This is a genomic window from Aeromonas sp. MTB, from assembly GCF_056632455.1.
The window spans coordinates 4,457,501-4,473,629 of the sequence record NZ_CP147026.1; the positions used below are offsets into that span (position 1 = coordinate 4,457,501).

General features: G+C 60.4%; 15 protein-coding genes (1 of these 15 only partly in view). 9 read left to right on the plus strand and 6 right to left on the minus strand.

Annotated features, from left to right (window positions below; all coding sequences use genetic code 11):
* The 3 genes in view from WBR25_RS20460 to pepQ are tightly spaced (at most 36 nt apart) and all read right to left on the minus strand, a layout consistent with a single transcriptional unit that may run on beyond the window.
* Nucleotides 1–1,100, minus strand: partial view of a TrkH family potassium uptake protein gene (locus WBR25_RS20460; protein ID WP_005339482.1) — the 5' portion only. It extends 358 nt beyond the left edge of the window; 1,100 of the gene's 1,458 nt are visible here — the first part of the coding sequence; it begins with the start codon at nucleotides 1,098–1,100; its stop codon lies beyond the left edge, outside the window.
* 36 nt (nucleotides 1,101–1,136) lie between these two features.
* Nucleotides 1,137–1,754 (minus strand): YigZ family protein, encoded by a 618-nt coding sequence (locus tag WBR25_RS20465; protein WP_043825947.1) that lies wholly within the window; start codon nucleotides 1,752–1,754, stop codon nucleotides 1,137–1,139.
* Entirely contained in the window at nucleotides 1,754–3,076 is a 1,323-nt protein-coding gene (pepQ, locus tag WBR25_RS20470; protein WP_129504971.1) for a Xaa-Pro dipeptidase, read from the minus strand. Before pepQ ends, WBR25_RS20465 begins: the two co-directional genes overlap by 1 nt.
* A 191-nt stretch (nucleotides 3,077–3,267) precedes the next feature.
* Between pepQ and WBR25_RS20475 the strand changes: the two genes are divergently transcribed.
* From WBR25_RS20475 to WBR25_RS20500, 6 genes are all read left to right on the plus strand, one after another.
* Nucleotides 3,268–5,205 (plus strand): acetoacetate--CoA ligase, encoded by a 1,938-nt coding sequence (locus WBR25_RS20475; RefSeq protein WP_429147970.1) that lies wholly within the window; start codon nucleotides 3,268–3,270, stop codon nucleotides 5,203–5,205.
* A 204-nt stretch (nucleotides 5,206–5,409) separates the two neighbouring features.
* A complete protein-coding gene (gene fadB / locus WBR25_RS20480; protein ID WP_479749099.1) occupies nucleotides 5,410–7,557 on the plus strand; it encodes a fatty acid oxidation complex subunit alpha FadB in 2,148 nt (715 codons plus the stop codon).
* Between the two features lie 21 nt (nucleotides 7,558–7,578).
* Complete coding sequence (fadA, locus tag WBR25_RS20485; protein WP_005342451.1) at nucleotides 7,579–8,742, plus strand: acetyl-CoA C-acyltransferase FadA; 1,164 nt, start codon at nucleotides 7,579–7,581, stop codon at nucleotides 8,740–8,742.
* Nucleotides 8,743–9,020: 278 nt separating this feature from the next.
* A complete protein-coding gene (locus tag WBR25_RS20490) occupies nucleotides 9,021–9,743 on the plus strand; it encodes a response regulator (protein WP_005339475.1) in 723 nt (240 codons plus the stop codon).
* Nucleotides 9,740–11,185: an ATP-binding protein gene (locus tag WBR25_RS20495; protein WP_199765756.1), complete on the plus strand. Its 1,446-nt coding sequence runs from the start codon at nucleotides 9,740–9,742 to the stop codon at nucleotides 11,183–11,185. Before WBR25_RS20490 ends, WBR25_RS20495 begins: the two co-directional genes overlap by 4 nt.
* Nucleotides 11,186–11,189: 4 nt before the next feature.
* The gene (locus tag WBR25_RS20500; RefSeq protein ID WP_216949862.1) at nucleotides 11,190–12,428 is read left to right on the plus strand and encodes an ABC transporter substrate-binding protein; all 1,239 of its coding nucleotides are present in this window, start codon (nucleotides 11,190–11,192) and stop codon (nucleotides 12,426–12,428) included.
* Nucleotides 12,429–12,503: 75 nt separating this feature from the next.
* On the opposite strand, the gene WBR25_RS20505 is transcribed toward WBR25_RS20500, so the two are convergent.
* Entirely contained in the window at nucleotides 12,504–12,695 is a 192-nt protein-coding gene (locus WBR25_RS20505; RefSeq protein ID WP_005339471.1) for a hypothetical protein, read from the minus strand.
* A gap of 169 nt (nucleotides 12,696–12,864) precedes the next feature.
* On the opposite strand from WBR25_RS20505, the gene tusA reads away from it, so the two are divergent.
* Both tusA and WBR25_RS20515 read left to right on the plus strand, forming a co-directional pair.
* Nucleotides 12,865–13,110 carry a sulfurtransferase TusA gene (gene tusA, locus WBR25_RS20510; RefSeq protein ID WP_005339470.1) on the plus strand — a complete coding sequence of 82 codons (246 nt, stop codon included), beginning with the start codon at nucleotides 12,865–12,867 and terminating at the stop codon, nucleotides 13,108–13,110.
* 21 nt (nucleotides 13,111–13,131) lie between these two features.
* The gene (locus WBR25_RS20515; RefSeq protein WP_021229265.1) at nucleotides 13,132–13,479 is read left to right on the plus strand and encodes a RidA family protein; all 348 of its coding nucleotides are present in this window, start codon (nucleotides 13,132–13,134) and stop codon (nucleotides 13,477–13,479) included.
* Between the two features lie 144 nt (nucleotides 13,480–13,623).
* On the opposite strand, the gene WBR25_RS20520 is transcribed toward WBR25_RS20515, so the two are convergent.
* Entirely contained in the window at nucleotides 13,624–14,280 is a 657-nt protein-coding gene (locus WBR25_RS20520; RefSeq protein ID WP_005339468.1) for an OmpA family lipoprotein, read from the minus strand.
* Between the two features lie 129 nt (nucleotides 14,281–14,409).
* Nucleotides 14,410–14,982 carry a DNA-3-methyladenine glycosylase I gene (locus tag WBR25_RS20525; RefSeq protein WP_107683489.1) on the minus strand — a complete coding sequence of 191 codons (573 nt, stop codon included), beginning with the start codon at nucleotides 14,980–14,982 and terminating at the stop codon, nucleotides 14,410–14,412.
* A 222-nt stretch (nucleotides 14,983–15,204) separates the two neighbouring features.
* Between WBR25_RS20525 and glyQ the strand changes: the two genes are divergently transcribed.
* Complete coding sequence (gene glyQ / locus WBR25_RS20530; RefSeq protein ID WP_005339464.1) at nucleotides 15,205–16,128, plus strand: glycine--tRNA ligase subunit alpha; 924 nt, start codon at nucleotides 15,205–15,207, stop codon at nucleotides 16,126–16,128.
* The last annotated feature ends 1 nt before the right edge of the window (nucleotide 16,129 follow it).

The window sequence follows — 16,129 nt, forward strand, 5'->3', positions numbered from 1 at the left end:
TGCATGAACAGGATCATAAAACGCATCACCTTGATACCGCCCCCAGTACTGCCCGCGCAACAGCCGATAAAGGCGGAGAACATCAGCAACATGGGCAGGAACGAGGGCCAATCTGCATAGGTCGTGGTGCTGTAGCCGGTGGTGGTCCCCAGAGAGACCGCCTGGAAAAGACCGTGGTTGAGCGCCTCTTGCCAAGTGGCGTAGTGTCCGTGGGTCAGCAAGGCGACAAAGCAGATCATCACCAGGGTCGCCTGAATGGCCAGGAACACCTTGAGCTCCGAATCATAGAGGTAGCGCCCGAGCCGCACCGGACGGTGAGAGAAAACGGTAAAGTGGAGCGCAAAGTTCACGCTAGCCAGCAGCAGGAACACCACGGTAATCAGGTTGATGACCGGACTGTTGAAGAAACCGATGCTGGCATCGTGAGTGGAGAAGCCACCGACCGACAGAGTCGAGAACGAATGGCACACCGCATCGAACAGCGTCATTCCGGCGAGCCAGTAGGCCAGCGCACAGAGTGCGGTGAGCAGCAGATAGATGAACCAGAGCGCCTTGGCTGTTTCGGCGATGCGCGGCGTCACCTTGGTATCCTTCACCGGCCCCGGGATCTCGGCGCGATAGAGCTGCATGCCCCCGATACCCAGCAGTGGCAGAATGGCCACCGCCAGTACGATGATCCCCATCCCCCCCAGCCACTGCAGCAACTGGCGATAGAACAGAAACGCCTTGGGCAGGTTATCGAGCCCGGTCAGTACCGTTGCGCCAGTGGTGGTCAGGCCGGAAAAAGATTCGAAGAAGGCCTCCGAGACCGACATATCCGGCACATCGCTCATGATGAAGGGCACAGCCCCCACACTGCCCAACACGGTCCAGAACAACACCACAATCAGAAAGCCCTCTTTCGAGCGCATCTCCTTCTTGTGATAGCGATTGGGAAACCAGAGCACCACGCCGAGCAGCAGGGCGATCAGAAAAGAGCTGACGAACTCGGCACCACCACCATCCCGATAGCCAAAGGCCACCAGTGCAGGCAACAGCATGGTCGAGCTGAACAGCGCAACCAGCAGGCCAACAATGCGAATAATGCTCAGAATGTGCATTACAGCTCCCTTTCCCCAATTAAAGAGCGATGGATTCTAGCCATCTAAGGGGCTGAGGGATACCCGCCCATGAGTCCGGTCGGTCAATTCACGGTCCACCTGAGCCCAAACCGAGGACTCCCAGGCCACCTGCAAGGTGACCTGCTGACCGTAATCGGCCGCCAGCAATTCGCCATTATGGCTACTGATCAGCGACTCGACCGTCCCCATGTCACCGTAATCGCAGTGAATGAGAGAGGGAGTGCGTGGCACCTTGAGCAGGGTGGGCAGTTGCTTGAGGGCGGCACCGACGCCGCCTCCATAGGCTTTGACCAGCCCACCGGTGCCAAGCTGGATGCCGCCGTAGTAACGCACCACCACGGCACAGATTTCACCGATCCCCGAACCCATCAGCTGGGCCAGGATCGGTTTGCCCGCAGTACCGGAAGGTTCGCCGTCATCGCTGAAGCCATAAACCTGACTATCTTGCGGCGCGCCCGCCACAAAGGCCCAGCAGTGGTGGCGAGCGGCCGGATGTTGGCGCTTGATCTCGTTGACCCACCCCTTGGCCGCCTCGACGGTCGGGGTGTGGGCGATCAGGGTAATGAAGCGACTCTTCTTTATCTCTTCGGTCAACTCCAGCGGGGCAGCCGGAATGGAGTACGCTGCCGCCATCAGAGCCCTGCTTGTCTGGTCATGTTCTCCACCCCGTTGGCGTGCAGCACCACGTTGTCTTCGATGCGGATGCCGCCGAACGGACGCAGCGCCTCCACCTTGTTCCAGTTGACCCGTTTGCCCTGTTCGCCCTGACGCAGCGGCTCCAGCAAACTGTCGATGAAGTAGAGGCCCGGCTCGATGGTGAACACCTGACCCACCTCCATCACCCGGGTACAGCGCAGATAGGGGAACAGCTCGGGCGCCGCCAAGTGGGTGCCGCGCTCATCCTGCATGAAACCGCCCGCATCGTGCACCTGCAAACCGAGGAAGTGGCCGAGGCCGTGAGGGAAGAAGACGTTGGTCACCCCGGTGTTGATCATCTCGTCTACCGACATATCCACCAGCTCGGTCGCTTGCAGCAGGCGCGCCAGCTTGTGGTGCATCTGCAGATGCAGCTCGCTGTAGCGGCGACCCGGCTTGATCTCCTTGATGATCTCCTGCTGCTGCTCGTCGAGGGCAGCAATCAGATCGGCAAACTCGCCGCGCCGCCACGCCCAGGTACGGGTGATGTCGGAGGCATAACCGTGAAAATCGACGCCGGCATCGATCAGGAAGGAGTGACGTTCCGCATCGGGCACCCGCACGGCGGACAAATGGGTGTAGTGAAGGATGGCCGCATTGCGGTTGATAGCGACGATATTGCCGTAGGGCGCCTCATTGGCTCCCTGCCCGACCGCCTTCATGTAGGCCAGATTAATCTCGAACTCGCTCGCCCCCGCCATAAAAGAGTCCTTGGCGGCGATATGGCCGCGAACCCCGATCCGGTTCGCCTCGCGCAGACACTCCAGCTCGTAGGGGGTCTTGTAGGCGCGGTGATAGTGCAGGTAGTTGAGCACCGCCTCCGGATTGGGCTGGGTCAGACCAAGCAGCTCGGCCACTTCCAGATGGCCACCAAGATAGGCCCACTCCTGCTTGTTGGCTGGCAGATGGTCGGCCACCTGTTCCGGCCGGGTCAGGAAACGGATATCAAAGAACTCGACCCAGAAGGCATTGGGCAGATCCGCTACCTTGTGCCAGAAATCCACCGGGCGGTAGAACAGCAATACCGGCTTGTTCACCCCGTCCACCAGCAGCCAGCAGTGGGGATTGTCCAGTACCGGCAACCAGGCCTTGAAGTGCGGGTTTACCTTGAACGGGTAATCCTGATCATCGAGGAAGATGCGGTGAGTCTGGCCGGAGTGGATGGCCAGTCCGCTGAGCCCCTGTTGTTGCAGAATGTCGCGGGTGCGCTGCTGCAAGGTATCGAGGTGCTGGGCAAAAAGTTGGCTGTAGCTGCTCATGGCGTCCTGCTCCGAGGTGAATGTGATTGCAGCATAACATCAAGCGCTTGGCGGCTCGACCCGTCAAGCTGCCGCTTCGTGAGGTAACGCATACGTTACAAACGTGTTTGTTATCAACAGAAAACCAATCATTAACAAATCAAAAACAATTCAATACACTGCCGGTAGATACATGAAGTCAGGGATTACTCATGGACAACCTCTGCCTGTGGCAACCGGATCCGCTCGGGATGCAGCAATCCAACCTCTACCGTTTTATGGCGGAGGTAAACCGTTTCCACGGCTTGCAGTTGCAGAACTACCCGCAGCTTTATCAATGGTCGGTGGAGAAGACCACCCGTTTCTGGCCGCTGGTATGGCAGCACTGCGGCGTCAAAGGCGAGCTCGGCAACATAGTGGCGGAGAACCGTCAGGATATGCAGCGCACTCGCTGGTTCCCCGACAGCCGCCTCAACTTCGCCGAAAACCTGCTGCGCCGTCAGGACGAGAGCCCGGCCATCATCTCCCGCATCGAAGGGAGCCCAAGCCGTACTCTTAGCTGGGGTGAACTGGGGGAACAGGTTGCCCGGCTGGCTCAGTGGCTGCGTCATCAGGGGATTGGTCGTGGCGATGTGGTCGCCGCCTACCTGCCCAATATTCCGGAAACCGTGGTTGCCATGCTGGCAACCACCAGCATTGGGGCGATCTGGACCTCCACCAGCCCCGACTTTGGCGAAGCCAGCGTGGTAGAGCGCTTCGGCCAGACCCGGCCGCGGGTGCTGTTTGCGGTGGATGGCTATCGCTACAACGGCAAGGCCATTGATATTCAGGACAAAGTGGCAAGGGTCGTCAGCCAGATCGACAGCATAGAGCAGACGGTGATGATCCCCCTGCTCGGCAACCCGCTGCAGCTTGGTCACGACTGGCAACAACTGCTGGCGAGCCAGCCGGACGCCGGCCTCCAGTTCGAGCCGATGGCCTTCAACGATCCGCTCTATATCCTCTACTCCTCCGGAACCACCGGCAAACCCAAGTGCATCGTGCACGGCATCGGCGGCACCCTGCTGCAACATCTGAAAGAGCACCAGCTGCACTGCGACATCAAACCGGGGGAGCGGATCTTCTACTTCACCACCTGCGGCTGGATGATGTGGAACTGGCTGGTGAGCGCCCTCGCCTCCGGCGCCACCCTGGTGCTCTATGACGGCTCGCCGTTTTACCCGGATGGCAACGTGCTGTGGGATCTGGCCCGCGACGAGCAGGTCAGCTTGTTCGGCACCTCGGCCAAGTATCTCGATGCACTGCACAAGCAGGGTTATGCCCCCATCAAGAGCCACGACTTGCCGCACTTGCGGCTGATCTGCAGCACCGGCTCTGTGCTGTCGCCGGAGGGATTTGACTACGTCTACCAGCAGATCAAGCAGGATGTGCAGCTCAGCTCCATCTCAGGCGGCACCGATATCTGCTCCTGCTTCGTCATCGGCAACCCGCTCAGCCCTGTCTATCGCGGCGAGAGTCAGGGGCGCGGCCTCGGTCTCGCGGTGCAGGTATTCAACGAAGCGGGCCAGCCGGTGCAGGGGGAGAAGGGCGAGCTGGTCTGCACCAAGCCGTTCCCGGCCCAGCCCATCTACTTCTGGGGCGACGAGAATGGCGACAAGTACCACGCAGCCTACTTCGAGCGGTTCGACAACATCTGGTGCCACGGCGACTGGATCGAGCTGACCCCGACCGGCGGTATTCTATTCTACGGCCGCTCCGACGCCACACTCAATCCAGGGGGAGTGCGCATCGGCACCAGCGAGATCTATCGCTACGTCGAACAGCTCGACGAAGTGGAAGAGAGCATCGTCATCGGCCAGCAGTGGCAGCAGGACGAGCGGGTGGTGCTGTTCGTCAAGCTCAAGGCGGGCTGCAAGCTGGATGAGCCGCTGCGCGAGCGGATCCGCCAGCAAATAAAGCAGCACTGCACCGCCCGCCACGTGCCGGCCCGCATCCTGCAGGTGGATGCCATCCCCCGCACCAAGTCCGGCAAGATCGTCGAACTGGCGGTGCGCGAAGTGGTGCACAACAGACCGGTCAACAATACCCACGCCCTCGCCGATCCCGAGGTGCTTAACCAGTATCGAAACCGGCCGGAACTGGCCAGTTGATAACAAACTCACATTCATCCGAGGCGCCGCAAGGCGCCTCTCTTTTGCCCGTTTTGTGATGAGGAGCTTTTACCCGATAACTGTTAAACAAATGTTTTAAATAGGTGTTGAAAATGTCTCCTTTTGGATCAATAGTGAGCCTCGCCCCCTGCTGGGGATTAAGGAGCACCACTCCCCACTGAGTGGGAACAAGGAGACACTCTCATGATCTACCAAGGCGAAACCCTGTCGGTCAGCTACCTCGAAAACGGCATTGCCGAGCTGAGGTTTGATGCCCCGGGTTCAGTCAACAAGCTGGATCGCGCTACCCTGCTCTCCCTGAGCGAAGCGATCGCCGCATTACAACAAGAACGTGAACTAAAAGGTCTGATCCTCACCTCCGGCAAAGACGCCTTTATCGTCGGTGCCGACATTACCGAATTCCTGGAACTGTTCGATCTGCCGCAAGAAGATCTGCTCGGCTGGCTGAAAAAGGCCAACGACATCTTCAATGCCATCGAAGATCTGCCGGTTCCGACCCTCTCCGCCATCAAGGGCCACGCCTTGGGCGGCGGCTGCGAGACCATTCTCTCCACCGACTTCCGTCTGGCTGACACCAGCGCCAAGATTGGCCTGCCCGAGACCAAACTCGGCATCATGCCGGGCTTTGGCGGCACCGTCCGTCTGCCGCGGGTGATCGGCGCTGACAACGCGCTTGAGTGGATCACCACCGGTAAGGATTACCGTGCCGATGACGCCCTCAAGGTGGGTGCCATCGACGCCGTGGTCGCCCCGGATGCACTGCAGAGCGCTGCGCTGCAGATGATCAAGGACGCCATCGCGGGCAAGCTGGACTGGCAGAGCCGTCGCGCCGCCAAAAAAGCGCCGCTGCGCCTCTCCAAACTGGAAGCCATGATGAGCTTCACCACCGCCGCCGGCATGGTTGCCGCCGTGGCGGGCAAACACTATCCGGCGCCTATGACTGCGGTGAAAACCGTCGAAGCCGCCGCAGGTATGGGCCGTGACGAAGCGCTGGCCGCCGAGGCACAGGGCTTTATCAAGCTGGCCAAGACCGACGTGGCCAAGGCGCTGGTCGGGATTTTCCTGAACGATCAGCACATCAAGGCGCTGGCCAAGAAGGCGGCCAAACAGGCGAGCAAGGCCACTGGCCACGCCGCCGTATTGGGTGCCGGCATCATGGGTGGCGGCATCGCCTACCAGTCTGCCAGCAAGGGCATTCCGGCGGTGATGAAAGACATCAACGAGAAGGCGCTAGCACTTGGCATGGGTGAAGCCACCAAGCTGCTCAACGGCCAGCTCGAAAAGGGCCGCATCGACGGCATCAAGATGGGCCAGGTGCTCTCTGCCATCACTCCGACCCTCAGCTATGACAACGTCAAGCATGTGGATGTGGTGGTCGAAGCCGTGGTCGAGAATCCCAAGGTGAAAGCCGCCGTACTGGGCGAAGTGGAAGGGATCATTGGCGAAGACGCCGTGCTCGCCAGCAACACCTCCACTATCCCAATCTCCCTGCTGGCCAAAGGGCTGAAGCGCCCGCAGAACTTCTGCGGCATGCACTTCTTCAACCCGGTGCACCGCATGCCACTGGTGGAGATCATCCGCGGCGAGCAGACCTCCGATGAAACCATCAACCGCGTGGTGGCCTATGCCGCCGCCATGGGCAAGTCCCCGGTTGTGGTCAACGACTGCCCGGGCTTCTTCGTCAACCGCGTGCTGTTCCCCTACTTCTTCGGCTTCAACAAGCTGGTCGCCGATGGCGCCGACTTCGCCGCCGTCGACAAGGTAATGGAGAAGGAGTTCGGCTGGCCCATGGGCCCCGCCTACCTGCTTGATGTGGTCGGCATCGACACCGGTCACCATGCCGGTGACGTGATGGCGCAGGGCTTCCCGGCGCGCATGAGCAAGGAAGGTCGCACCGCCATCGACGTGATGTACGAAGTGAACCGCTTCGGTCAGAAGAACGGCAAGGGCTTCTACGCCTACGAGCAGGACAAGAAGGGCAAGCCGAAGAAGGTGGCCGATGCCACTGCTTACGAGCTGCTGGCCCCCATCGCCAAGCCGAAACAGGATTTCGACAAGGAAGCCATCATCGCTCGCATGATGATCCCGATGATCAACGAGGTGGTGCTCTGTCTGGAAGAGGGCATAGTCGCCACGCCAGCTGAAGCCGACATCGCACTGGTCTACGGTCTGGGCTTCCCTCCCTTCCGCGGCGGCGTGTTCCGCTATCTGGACACCATTGGTCTGGATCGGTACGTGGCCATGGCCGACCAGTATGCCGACTTGGGCCCGCTCTACCGCGTCAGCGACCGCTTACGCGAGATGGCCGCCCAGGGCAAAACCTTCTACTGATTGCGGAAAGGAGATCCATTCATGAAAGACGTAGTCATTGTCGACTGTATCCGGACCCCGATGGGCCGGTCCAAGGGCGGCGCCTTCCGCAACGTGCGTGCAGAAGATCTGTCCGCGCACCTGATGAAATCCATCCTGCTGCGCAACCCCAATCTCGACCCGAACGAGATCGAGGATATCTACTGGGGCTGCGTACAGCAGACCCTGGAGCAGGGCTTCAACATCGCCCGCAACGCCGCGCTGCTGGCCGGTATTCCGAAGCAGGTAGGGGCGGTTACCGTCAACCGCCTGTGTGGCTCCTCCATGCAGGCGCTGCACGACGCCTCCCGCGCCATTCAGGTGGGTGATGGGGATATCTTCATCATCGGCGGCGTCGAGCACATGGGCCACGTGCCGATGAGCCACGGCGTTGACTTCCACCCCGGCATGGCCAAGTCGGTGGCGAAAGCCTCCGGCATGATGGGGTTGACCGCCGAGATGCTCGGCAAGCTGCACGGCATCAGCCGCCAGCAGCAGGACGAGTTTGCCGCCCGCTCCCACCGCCGCGCCCACGCCGCAACCGTGGAAGGGCGCTTTGCCAAGGAGATCGTCGGGCTAGAAGGCCACGACGCCAGCGGCGCCCGCTTCTTCTACGACTATGACGAGGTGATCCGCCCGGAGACCACGGTCGAAACCCTGAGCCAACTGCGCCCGGTGTTTGACCCGGTCAACGGCACCGTCACCGCTGGCAGCTCCTCGGCCCTGTCCGATGGCGCCGCCGCCATGCTGGTGATGAGCGCGGATCGCGCCAAGGCCCTCGGCCTCACGCCGCGCGCCAAGGTACGTGCCATGGCCATCGCCGGCTGTGACGCCGCCATCATGGGTTACGGCCCGGTGCCGGCCACCCAGAAGGCGCTCAAGCGTGCCGGTCTGACTGTCGGTGATATCGACCTGTTCGAGCTGAACGAGGCGTTTGCCGCCCAGTCCCTGCCTTGCGTGAAGGATCTGGGTCTGCAGGATCTGGTAGACGAGAAGGTAAACCTGAACGGTGGCGCCATTGCGCTGGGCCACCCGCTCGGCTGCTCCGGCGCCCGCATCTCCACCACCCTCATCAATCTGATGGAGGAGAAGGATGCCACCCTGGGGGTTGCCACCATGTGTATCGGTCTGGGCCAGGGCATCGCCACCGTGTTTGAACGGGTGTGATAACCAGCCGGATCGACGGGATGCACTACTGAGAGTTGTCCCTTTTCGGGGCCAGTCTGACTGGCCCCTTTTCAAGTCTGTGACGATCGCCACACGGGGTGCTCGTCAGTGGTCAGAAGCTGTCTGTTGGCCGTCCCGTTTGGGTCGGCCTTTTTTCGTTTTAATCTTATCAATAGGCTGTTATTGCCTTAAACCTCACATTAGATAGGGGGCTTGCTTGCTTTTTACTCCCCCGACAGGTTCAATCTGCACAAAAAAATGGGTGGATGCACATACATATGTCAATGAGCAAACAACTGCTGATCGTCGATGACGACCAAGAGATCCGCGAGCTGCTCAATGAGTACCTGACCCGGGCGGGCTTTCAGGTATTGACGGCGGCGGAGGGCAACGAGATGCGTCAGCAACTCGCCCAGCACAGCCCGGACCTGATTATTCTGGACATCATGATGCCCGGCGAGGACGGTTTTACCCTCTGCCAGCAGATCCGTCGTGACTCCCAGGTGCCCATCATCATGCTGACCGCCGCCTCCGACGAAGCGGATCGGGTGATCGGCCTGGAACTCGGTGCCGACGACTATATCGCCAAGCCGTTCAGCCCCCGTGAACTGCAGGCCCGCATCAAGGCACTGCTGCGCCGCGCCGAATTCCGCCAGCCGGAAAAAGAGAAAGAACCAAGCCGCCGCCTGCGTTTCGCCGAGTGGACCCTCGACACCCTGAGCCACCAGCTGACCCATGATGATGGCAGCCTGCTGGATCTCTCCGGCAGCGATGCCATGCTGCTCGGCATGTTCCTGCAACAGCCCGGCGTGGTGCTGGATCGGGACACCATCTCGGATGCCACCCGCGGCCGCGAAAGCCTGCCGATGGAGCGCGGTATCGACGTACAGATCAGCCGTCTGCGCCAGAAGCTGGGCGACAACGGCAAGAGCCCGCGCATCATCAAGACCATCCGCGGCAGCGGCTACATGCTGATTGCCGAGGTACACGAACTGCCATGAGCAACAAGTGGTCCTGGGGGGCGCTGGTACCCCGCTCCCTGTTGTCACGGATGATCCTGCTGCTGTTGCTGGCCATCCTGCTCTCCCAGACCATTCTGACCGGCATCTGGATGCAGCAGATCCAGAAGCGGGAGCTGGAGGGGATGCTCAGCACCACCCGCAACCTCGCCATGTCTGCCGCTTCCACCGTCAACTTCTTCAAATCCCTGCCGCTGCAGTATCGCCATATCGCGCTGGACCAACTGCGCAACATGGGGGGCAGCCGCTTCTTCGTCTCGCTCAACGAAGAGGAAATCCACATCAACGCCATCCCCGACAGCGAACGCAAGACGCAGGTGCTGGAGGAGGTGCAGGGAGTGCTGACCCGCAAGCTCTCCGACGCCATGGCGATCAAGGTGGACTTCTCCCGACCCGATGACCTCCACGTCTTCAATAACGACACCCTGCTGGCGGATCTCCCCTCCTCCTGGGCCCGCTACACCCTGTCGCTGGAGCCGCTCAATCCGCCGGTGCTGGTGACCCAGATCGAGATTGAAAAGGGGGAGTGGCTCTATCTGGCAGCCCTGCTGCCCGCCCCCTACATGACCCTCGACGATACCGTGATGCCGAGCAACCAGGTGCGTTTCATCGCCCTGATGACGGTGTTCCTCTGCTTCTTCACCTTTATGCTGGTGCGCTGGCAGACCCGCCCGCTGCGCCGTCTCGCCAAGGCGGCGGTCAATCTGGGCAAGGATATCGACCAGCCTTCGCTCAAAGAGGAAGGGGCGTCGGAAATCGTGGCGGCCACCCGCGCCTTCAACATCATGCAGCACCGCATTCGCCGTTATATCGATGATCGGGAACGGCTGTTCAGCTCCATCTCCCACGATCTCAAGACCCCTATCACCCGACTGCGGCTGCGGGTCGAACTGCTCGACGACGAGGTGCAAATCGCCAAGTTCAACAAGGATCTCGACGAACTGGAGCTGATGGTGAAAGGGGCGTTGCAGACGGTCAAAGAGACCGACATTCACGAGAATATCGAGGATATCGACATCAACGCCCTGCTTGAACAGATGGCGGAGTCGATGAACCTGCACGACGAGCGGCTGACCATCGAAGGCCACTGCAAGTGGCCCTATCGCGGCAAGCTGCTGGCGCTCAAGCGCTGCATCGGCAATCTGGTGGACAACGGCATCAAGTACGGCCAGAAGGTGCGCATCATCATCATGGATGACGAGGAGATGCTGATCCTCTTTATCATGGATGAGGGCCCCGGCCTGCCGGACGATCAGTTCGAGCGTATCTTCGAGCCCTATTACCGGCTCAGTACCGATCAAGCCGGCACCGGCCTCGGCCTTGGCATCGCCCGCAACATCGCCCACGCCCACGGCGGCGATCTGGTGCTGGAAAATCGTCCGCAAGGTGGCCTGCAGGCCACGCTCTCCCTACCAAGGCAGTAACCTTATGAAGTGGTTGTCTTTTTCTGTTATCGCCCTGCTCTCTGCTCCCGTTGCCGCCTCCCAAGTGGAGGTGCTGCACTGGTGGACATCCGGCGGCGAAGCGAAAGCGGTCGAAGTGCTCAAATCCGAGTGGACCAAACAGGGCAACCAGTGGAACGACTTTGCGGTACAGGGCGGCGGCGGCAAGAGTGCCATGACGGTATTGAAGAGCCGGGCACTGGCGGCCAACCCGCCCGAAGCGGCCCACCTCAAGGGCTATGAGCTCAAGGAGTGGGCCGGACTCGGCTTTTTGCGCGATCTCAGCCCGATGGCCGAACACCTCGGCTGGTACAGTCAGATGCCGCCCATGGTGCGTGCCACCCTCAGCCAGAATGGCGCCCTGATGGCGGTGCCCACCGGCATCCACCGGGTCAACTGGCTGTGGCTCAACCGCAAGATCTTCGAGCGCAACAAGCTGACTCCGCCCACCGACTGGGCCCAGTTTGTCACCGTCGCCGACCAGCTTAAAAAACGGGGCATCACCCCGCTCGCCATTGGCAACGAGCCCTGGCAGCTGGCGGTGTTGTTTGAAACAGTGGCACTCGGTGAGGGCGGAAAAGAATTCTATCGCAAGGCGTTCCTCGAACAGGACAGCGCCACCCTGACCGGCCCCGACATGGTGCGGGTGCTGACCCGCTTCCAGCAGCTGCGCGCCTATGTGCCGCAAAAATACGCCGGTCTGAAGTGGCATCAGGCCACCAATCTGCTGGAGAGCGGTGGCGCCGCTATGCAGTTGATGGGGGACTGGGTGAAGGGGGAACTGAGTGCGGGCAACTACCGACCGGGTGAGGATATCGCCTGTCTGCCAAGCCCGGGCAGCGCCGGACTGTTCAGCTACAACCTCGACTCCATCGCCATGTTCAAACAGCGGGATCCGGCCCAGCTGCAGGCGCAGGGGGATCTGGCCCAGCTGCTGATGACGCCAAAATTCCAGGAGGAGTTCAATCGGGTGAAGGGGTCTATTCCGGCGCTGACCAATCCCGACATGAGCAAGTTCGACCGCTGCGCCGTCCGTTCCTATCAGGACTTCCTGCTGGCGGAAAAGCAGGACAACCTGCTGCCCAGCATGGCGGAAGGGATGGCGACGCCGACCAATATGCGGCAGGCGATCCTCGATGTGCTGAGCAACTTCTTCAACGACCCCAAGGCCAACCCGGAGCAGACGGCGCTGCATCTGGAGCGGGCGATGCGCTCGACCCGCTAATCCGGGCACATTGCCAAACGGCAGAAATGACAAAGGCGGAATTGCTCCGCCTTTGTTGTTGAATCGTCATCCGATTCAGGATTGATCGTTCTCGTCCTCATCCTCGTCATAGTAATCGCTGAGCTCGATCCAGAGCCCCAACCCGACCATCACCATGGAGCCGAACCAGGTACCGGTATTCCCGATCGGGCTGCCCATCACTATCATGGCGAAGGACAAGAACCCCATGCCTGCATAGGCTTGTAATCTGCCGTAGGAGACCTGCATATTCACCTCCTTGTTGAATATGGTTCAATTTTTATATTACTCGTCCAGCGCAAGCTGGATAGGGTCGAATAACATTTCGGTTACATATGCTGGTGAATGGGTCGTTTGTTTGATTATTTTTTAGCCCTGAGTATCATTGGCAGCCGAATAGGTTGAAGGTTGATAATAGATGAGTGATTTATTCTGCGGCGCAACTCACGAGTTGGACGCAATCGGGCTTCGTTGCCCGGAACCCGTTATGATGGTTCGCAAGAAAGTGCGGCTGATGGCGGATGGCGAGACCCTGCTGGTCAGCGCCGACGATCCTTCAACCACCCGCGACATCCCCAGTTTCTGCCGCTTTATGGATCACACCCTGGTCGCCAGCGAGACAGAGCAGGCCCCCTACCGCTATCTGATCCGCAAGGGTCAATAAGCCCCCGTACCGGAGCACTCCATGACAACCATTACCCGAATCGGCACCACCCAGCGTTGGTCAGACGTGGTCATCCACAATGGCACCCTCTACGTGGTGGAAGTGCCCGTCAGCGAAGAGGCCGACATCCACCAGCAGACCCGCGAAGTGCTGGCAAGCCTGCAGCGCCTGCTGGAAGCCAACGGCTCCGGCGTAGACAAGATCCTGATGGCCAATATCTATCTCAAAGACATTGGTGACATCGCAGCCTTCAACGAGCAGTGGGATGCCTGGATTCCGGCTGGCACCGCCCCCGTGCGCGCCTGTGTACAAGCCCGCCTCGCCCACGAAGGCTACAAGGTGGAAGTGCAGCTGACAGCGGCTGTCTAAGAGGCGCTTATCCCCCTCATCCCCACCCCTTCTCCCACGAGGGGAGAAGGGAGCAAACAACAAGGCGTCATTGCTCGCCACGGCGCCAATAGAAAGGCCCCGCCATCACTGGCGGGGCCTTTTCGTTACCGAAACCTGAACGACTTAGGCGGTCGGGGTCAGGGTAATGGTCACGCGGCGGTTCTGGGCTTTGCCAGCGGCGGTGCTGTTGGTAGCAACCGGCTGATCCGGGCCCACGCCGGTGGTGGAGATGCGGCTACCTGCTACGCCCTGACCAATCAGCTGGGCGGCAACGGCATCGGCACGATCGCGGGAGAGCTTCATGTTCAGATCGCGGGAACCGGTACTGTCGGTGTGACCGACCACGTTCAGGCGGGTCTTGTCGAACTCGGCAACGACCATGGCCACGCCGGAGAGGGTGTTGGCACCGGCCGCTTTCAGCTGGGAGCTGGAGCTGTCGAAGGTCACGTTGTTCGGCATGTTGAGGATCAGCTCATTGCCATTGCGGGTCACGCTGACGCCGGTGCCCTGCAGCTTCTCGCGCAGCTTGGCTTCCTGCACGTCCATGTAGTAGCCGATACCGCCACCCAGCGCCGCGCCGGCAGCAACGCCGGTCAGGATGCCCTTCTTGCGGTCACCCTTGCTGGAAGAGAGCGCACCTACGGCCGCACCGGCAGCGGCGCCAGCCAGCGCGCCCCAGGCACCTTTGGAGGTCTGGGATTCACCTGTGTAGGGGTTGGTGGTACAGCCGCTCAGGGCAACGGTCAGTGCCAGAGCAGGCACCAGGATCTTGGCTCGCATGAAAAAACCTCTGTGAAAACAATCCGGCACCATGCCGGGGGCCGGATTGTAACGCGCTGGCACGCCATTGTCTGACGCAAGCCTGAACAGATGGCGAGAGTGGTGTTTTTTTGTCCAATCGGCGGGTCGTCAGCGCGGTAACTGACACTCGGCGTGGCAAGGACAACTGACCAGATGATCGTTCACCATCCCCACCGCCTGCATAAAGGCGTAACAGATGGTGCTGCCGACGAAGTTGAAGCCGAGCTTCTTGAGCGCTTTCGACATGGCATCCGACTCCGGCGAGGTCGCCGGAATATCGCCGTTGCCCTGCCGCTGGTTGACGATGGGGGCGCCGCCGACAAAACCCCACAGGTAGTCGGCGAAGTCGATCCCCTGCTCCTGCAACGCCAGATAAGCGCGGGCATTTCTGATGATCGACTGCACCTTGAGCCGGTTGCGGATGATGCCGGTGTCCTGCATCAACCGCTCTACATCCTGCTCGTCGAAGCGGGCAATCTGCACCGGATCAAAGTCGGCATAGGCGCGGTAATAGCTTTCGGTGCGCTTGAGGATGGTGATCCACGACAGCCCCGCCTGCTGGCCGTCGAGGCAGAGCTTGGCAAACAGCTCGCGGGCGTCGTAGACCGGCCTGCCCCACTGTTTGTCATGGTATTCAATGTATTCCGGGTCTTTGGTCACCCAGGCGCAGCGCAGTTCCATTTCCTCTCCCTCGTTATTTCAGCGGTTTGCCCGACCCTGCCCACTCTGCAGGCGGCACTGCTCACATCATATACCGGACATCCAGCCCGACCAGCCACAGCGCAGCACCATCCCGCGAATCCGCTGCAATTTCGCCTATTATCCGACCATGCCAGACGGTATACTCCCTCGGTTCACATTCAGCAAATCTTGCTCTGATTTTCACTTCGCGCGAAAAAAATTATGCAAAAATTCGATGTCAAAACCTTTCAGGGCCTGATCCTGCAGCTGCAGGACTATTGGTCCCGCCAGGGCTGTACCATCATTCAGCCGCTGGATATGGAAGTGGGTGCCGGTACCTCCCACCCCATGACCTGTCTGCGTGCCCTGGGCCCGGAGCCCATCGCCTGCGCTTACGTGCAACCGTCCCGCCGTCCGACTGACGGCCGCTACGGTGAAAACCCGAACCGCCTGCAGCACTACTACCAGTTCCAGGTGATCATCAAGCCTTCCCCCGACAACATTCAGGAACTCTATCTGGGCTCCCTGAAAGAGCTGGGCATGGACCCTGAAATCCACGACATCCGCTTCGTGGAAGACAACTGGGAAAACCCGACCCTGGGTGCCTGGGGTCTGGGTTGGGAAGTGTGGCTGAACGGCATGGAAGTGACCCAGTTCACCTACTTCCAGCAAGTTGGCGGCCTCGAGTGCAAGCCGGTCACTGGCGAGATCACCTACGGTCTCGAGCGTCTGGCCATGTACATTCAGGGCGTGGACAGCGTCTACGATCTGGTCTGGTCTGACGGCCCGCTGGGCAAGACCACCTACGGCGACGTGTTCCACCAGAACGAAGTGGAGCAATCCACCTACAACTTCGAACACGCCGATGTGGAGTTCCTGTTCCACTGCTTCGAGCAGTACGAGAAGGAAGCCCAGAATCTGCTGGCACTGGAAAAACCGCTGCCGCTGCCTGCCTACGAGCGCATCCTCAAAGCCGCTCACTCCTTCAACCTGCTGGATGCCCGCAAGGCCATCTCGGTCACCGAGCGTCAGCGCTATATCCTGCGCATTCGCACCCTGACCAAGGCCGTGGCAGAGGCATACTACGCCTCCCGCGAAGCGCTGGGCTTCCCGATGTGTCAGCGCAGTGAGAACAAGCAAGGTTAAG

What these genes read in the sequence shown, in the direction of transcription:
- WBR25_RS20465 (WP_043825947.1), bottom strand. Translation starts at nt 1,754, where the DNA reads ATGGCGGCAGCGTACTCCATTCCGGCTGCCCCGCTGGAGTTGACCGAA.
- pepQ (WP_129504971.1), bottom strand. Translation starts at nt 3,076, where the DNA reads ATGAGCAGCTACAGCCAACTTTTTGCCCAGCACCTCGATACCTTGCAG.
- WBR25_RS20475 (WP_429147970.1), top strand. Translation starts at nt 3,268, where the DNA reads ATGGACAACCTCTGCCTGTGGCAACCGGATCCGCTCGGGATGCAGCAA.
- fadB (WP_479749099.1), top strand. Translation starts at nt 5,410, where the DNA reads ATGATCTACCAAGGCGAAACCCTGTCGGTCAGCTACCTCGAAAACGGC.
- fadA (WP_005342451.1), top strand. Translation starts at nt 7,579, where the DNA reads ATGAAAGACGTAGTCATTGTCGACTGTATCCGGACCCCGATGGGCCGG.
- WBR25_RS20490 (WP_005339475.1), top strand. Translation starts at nt 9,021, where the DNA reads ATGTCAATGAGCAAACAACTGCTGATCGTCGATGACGACCAAGAGATC.
- WBR25_RS20495 (WP_199765756.1), top strand. Translation starts at nt 9,740, where the DNA reads ATGAGCAACAAGTGGTCCTGGGGGGCGCTGGTACCCCGCTCCCTGTTG.
- WBR25_RS20500 (WP_216949862.1), top strand. Translation starts at nt 11,190, where the DNA reads ATGAAGTGGTTGTCTTTTTCTGTTATCGCCCTGCTCTCTGCTCCCGTT.
- WBR25_RS20505 (WP_005339471.1), bottom strand. Translation starts at nt 12,695, where the DNA reads ATGCAGGTCTCCTACGGCAGATTACAAGCCTATGCAGGCATGGGGTTC.
- tusA (WP_005339470.1), top strand. Translation starts at nt 12,865, where the DNA reads ATGAGTGATTTATTCTGCGGCGCAACTCACGAGTTGGACGCAATCGGG.
- WBR25_RS20515 (WP_021229265.1), top strand. Translation starts at nt 13,132, where the DNA reads ATGACAACCATTACCCGAATCGGCACCACCCAGCGTTGGTCAGACGTG.
- WBR25_RS20520 (WP_005339468.1), bottom strand. Translation starts at nt 14,280, where the DNA reads ATGCGAGCCAAGATCCTGGTGCCTGCTCTGGCACTGACCGTTGCCCTG.
- WBR25_RS20525 (WP_107683489.1), bottom strand. Translation starts at nt 14,982, where the DNA reads ATGGAACTGCGCTGCGCCTGGGTGACCAAAGACCCGGAATACATTGAA.
- glyQ (WP_005339464.1), top strand. Translation starts at nt 15,205, where the DNA reads ATGCAAAAATTCGATGTCAAAACCTTTCAGGGCCTGATCCTGCAGCTG.